Consider the following 3,878-nt stretch of genomic DNA (forward strand, 5'->3'; position numbering starts at 1 on the left):
AGAGACCCCTAGATGAAGATTGCTTGCCTTGGCTGGGGCTCCCTGCTGTGGAAATCCGGCCCCCTGCGCGTGCGTGGCGACTGGCGTGCCGACGGCCCGGAGGTGTCGGTAGAGTTCTGCCGCGTGGCCGATGGTGGCGAGCTGTCCACCGCTTTGTGCCTGAATGCACCCGTACTCCCGGTCTTCTGGAGCCTGCTGGACACCGATGACCTCGACGATGCCTGCCGCATGCTGCGTGCACGCGAGCAGATCCCCGAACAGCGCACCGACGGCATCGGTACCCTGCTGGTCAAGCAGGGCCATGGGGGTCACCTGATCCCATGGGCGGCAGCACGCGGCCTGGATGCGGTCATCTGGACAGGCTTGCCGCCGCGTTTCGCCGGGGTAGAGAACCGCCTCCCGTCCCAGGAGGACGCGGTCCGCTACCTTGACGGGTTGCAGGGCGAGATGGGCGAGCATGCACGCCACTACATCCAGCAGGTCCCCCGGCAGTTGGACACACCGTACCGCGCGGCGATTCGTCGTGAACTGGGCTGGCAGTGAGCCGGAGACGTTCGAGGGCCTGCGCGCTGCTGGCGTGCTGGCCGATGCGCGCACCTTGCGCGGTACCGGGCATCGGCAGCTGGTCACGTTGCTGGGGCAGGGCGGGTATGCCCGTTACGACGAATCCACGGCCCGGCGCCTGCATGCGCTTGCCCTGCGACTCGAGCAGGCGCACGCGGGCGAGGTCGATCGGTTGCTCCACGACCCGGCACCGCTGATGCCCAAGCTGCTGGCCTTCGAAGGCATAGGCCCCAAGACGGCAGCCATCTTCATCGAAGGGCTGGGCTTGAACGACAGGCCATAGCGGTACTGACTGCACGATCAACCCTCGTTGACGAGCCAGCGCCCACACAGACCTCTGCAGACCGTCGGTGTAGGCAGGGCTGCGCAAGCAGGTTGTGGGAGCGGGCTTGCCCGCGATGCAGGCGGCGACGGCCCGGACGCTATCGCGGGCAAGCCCGCTCCCACAGAAAATAAATATCCTATTGATTTTAAAGGGAATAATTTCAGAATTTTGTGGGCCCTGCGGGCCTAATTGCGGCCGGTCCGGCGCCCCGGCAGGGGCCGCTTGTATGGTAGGACTTGAAGGGAGGAGGAGGGACTAGATCCGCTTCTGACTGTTCGCGCAGTACAGACCGTGGGAGATTTCGCCCCTCCTCCCTTCACCCAAGCGCCGATAAGGAATGCTTCCGGTTTTGACCGACGAAAGTACAAGCCTGCGCCTCTGGGTGGCCCTTCAAGCCCTTAGACCTTACCTGCGGAGACGCGCTCATGGCAATGCCATCATCCGAACACAGCACGATCATAGGCGTCGACGTTGCTAAGGCTGAGCTCGTCATTTACGAAGACAGCTCCGGACAGTTGAGCACTATTGCCAACAACAAGACGGCTATTAAACAATGGATCAAGGCATTGCACGGCAAGGTCTCGATTGCAATCGAGGCCACCAATGTCTATCACCTGCTGTTTACCGATATGGTCCATGAAGCAGGACATACCCTTTACTTGATGGATGGTTATGCCCTGAGTCACTACCGAAAAGGTATTGGCTCACGCGCCAAGACCGACCCGATCGATGCAAGGGTACTGGCCCGGTACCTCAAGAACGAAGGCGCTAATCTTACCCCCTGGATCCCCCCTTCGACACTCTATCGCGACCTTGTCAGCCTGTTTCGCAGGCGCGCGATGCTCGTCCAGACGCGTACAGCGCTGAGACTGAGCTGGGAGGGTGAGCCGCTGCTCAAGAACCTTTTGAAGTCCCAGCTCACCTCGATGAAGCGCCTTGAAGACCTCATTGAAAACATGATCAAGAAGCTGCTCGACCAGGCAGGACTGATGCCGTTAGTAAAGCAGTGTATGAAAGTTGAAGGTATTGGTTTTCTTACCGCTGCGCGTTTGGTCGCCACCTACCAGCGAGGCGAGTTCAAGAGTGCCGATGCCTTCATCGCCTTTTTAGGAATGGACCTGCGAGTGGCTCAGTCGGGCAAGAAAAAAGAACGCTCGACGTTGACCAAACGAGGCGATCCAGAGGTCCGTCGTTTGCTGCACAACGCGGCGATGTCAGCAGGCAGGACAGCTGCTTGGAAAACGTTTTACGAAGACAAGCAGAGCCGCGGTTTTAAAAAGACTCAAGTCCTGGTCATGCTGGCCCGCAAGCTGGCTCGAGTGGTCTTTGCCCTGATCAGAAGCGGAGAGGAATATCGCCCCAAAGCCGCTTAAGCGCTTGGCAATTACCATAGAATCTCCCACAGGTGACCGCGATAGCCTGCAACACCGCGGTGGGGCTACGGGTGTAGGAGCGGCCCCTGTGCCGCGATGGGCCGCAAAGCGGCCCCAGAAACCGATCAGAAATAAAGCCTCTGCACCAGGGAAGCTATCGCCATGTTCTCTGCGCGACAGCGCGGCGCCAAGGCGGCGGGCGGACTCCCACAGGTGACCGCGATAGCCTGCAACGCTGCGGTGGGGCTACGGGTGTAGGAGCGGCCCCTGTGCCGCGATGGGCCGCAAAGCGGCCCTAAATCGATCAGCAATAAAGCCCGGATCCTGCTAGCCACCGTCATGTTCTCTGCGCGACATCGCGACGCCAAGGCGGCGGGCTGAACTCCCACAGGATCCCGCGACAGCCTGCCACGCCACGGTGCGGCCACGTATGTGAGGCCCCCCGCCAGGGCCCACAGAACAGCAACAGCATCGTCTCGAAAAAGCGAAGGCCTAGCGCCCGGCTAATCGCACCAGCCCCCGCTCAACCGCCCCGGCATCTCGCCTCAGACCCCCACCATCCACCGCGTCAACCCACGCCGCCCACTCACCCCCAGCTTGGCCGTCGCGCGCTTGAGGTAGGTTTCCACCGAACTGCCCTTGACCTTCAACCGCTCGGCCAGCTCCGGCACGGTGACGCCGGTCAGCAGCCCCAGGCACACTTCCTGTTCCCGCGCCGACAGGGTCACCGCCTGGTGTGCCAGGCGCCCGGCGAAGGCCGAGCGCAGCGATCCCGGATCGACCGCAGCCGTCTCCGCGCCGTCCGTGCGCGCAGGCAGCGGGGTCAGCTGAGCATGCTGCTCCACCAGCGGCAGCAGGGTGTCGGACAGCACCTTGAGCAGCGACAGCTCGCTCAAGCTGAACCCCCGCAGTTGCGCCGAGCGGTGAAAGCCGATTACCCAGCGCAGTGGGCCTCGGCACGACACCACCGAGCAGGCATGCCCGATGCGAGCCGAGCGTGGCAGGTCCTGGGCCGCCCGGTACTGCACCAGCAGCGGCGCTTCCATGTCCAGCACGCTGTCGAGCATCGACGCGGCCAGCGCCTCGGGCGGCCGAGGCGGATGCTCGGGGGTCGCCTGGCCCAGGGCGCGCGAGACCTGTACCCGACGAGGGTCGGCCTGTACCGACCACTCCTGCAGGTCCAGGCCCTGGATCGGGACCTGGGCGCCGACGAAGGCGAACAGCTGCTCGGCGAAGGACGGCTCGCCCGCGCTGGCGATCAACTCGCCTAGACGCAGGTACAGCGCTGGATCGGGGTCATGGGTGCTGCAGTGGCTGAGTTTCATGCCGTCATCATCCTGGATTGGTTCGTCTAGGGCATCCGTGCCGTGCGTGACCGGACGGTCGGTCGGCAGTCAAGACGCCGATTCAAGCCCGAACGCCGCCCTGTGTCTGTACCGAAAAAAGGGGACAGTTAACCATCAGGCCCCACTGACAGACCAATGGTAGGGCAGTGGTGGCATGTTGACACCTTGACCTGGGACAGTGCCATCCGGTGTCCGGGTTTGGGGGGACATACAGGCCCAGACCGCGGTGCTTGAATCCCCGGCTCATTCGCCAGGAAGGACCTTGCCGCC

The 3,878-nt window shown here is 63.0% G+C and carries 4 protein-coding genes; 3 read left to right on the plus strand and 1 reads right to left on the minus strand.

Annotation, left to right across the window (positions count from 1 at the left end):
• The first annotated feature begins 12 nt into the window (after positions 1-12).
• From APT63_09480 to APT63_09490, 3 genes are all read left to right on the plus strand, one after another.
• Positions 13-543 carry a hypothetical protein gene (locus APT63_09480; protein AMA45838.1) on the plus strand — a complete coding sequence of 177 codons (531 nt, stop codon included), beginning with the start codon at positions 13-15 and terminating at the stop codon, positions 541-543.
• Complete coding sequence (locus APT63_09485) at positions 524-847, plus strand: hypothetical protein (GenBank protein ID AMA45839.1); 324 nt, start codon at positions 524-526, stop codon at positions 845-847. Before APT63_09480 ends, APT63_09485 begins: the two co-directional genes overlap by 20 nt.
• Before the next feature lie 467 nt (positions 848-1,314).
• Complete coding sequence (locus APT63_09490) at positions 1,315-2,262, plus strand: transposase (GenBank protein AMA45840.1); 948 nt, start codon at positions 1,315-1,317, stop codon at positions 2,260-2,262.
• Between the two features lie 545 nt (positions 2,263-2,807).
• Here the strand turns inward: APT63_09490 and APT63_09495 are convergent.
• The gene (locus APT63_09495; protein ID AMA45841.1) at positions 2,808-3,587 is read right to left on the minus strand and encodes a hypothetical protein; all 780 of its coding nucleotides are present in this window, start codon (positions 3,585-3,587) and stop codon (positions 2,808-2,810) included.
• Between the last annotated feature and the right edge of the window lie 291 nt (positions 3,588-3,878).

This window comes from Pseudomonas monteilii, from assembly GCA_001534745.1.
Taxonomy (GTDB): domain Bacteria; phylum Pseudomonadota; class Gammaproteobacteria; order Pseudomonadales; family Pseudomonadaceae; genus Aquipseudomonas; species Aquipseudomonas alabamensis.

Bases quoted from the DNA above. Each gene is read 5' to 3' on its own strand.
- APT63_09480 (AMA45838.1), top strand. From the start codon at position 13: ATGAAGATTGCTTGCCTTGGCTGGGGCTCCCTGCTGTGGAAATCCGGC.
- APT63_09490 (AMA45840.1), top strand. From the start codon at position 1,315: ATGGCAATGCCATCATCCGAACACAGCACGATCATAGGCGTCGACGTT.
- APT63_09495 (AMA45841.1), bottom strand. From the start codon at position 3,587: ATGAAACTCAGCCACTGCAGCACCCATGACCCCGATCCAGCGCTGTAC.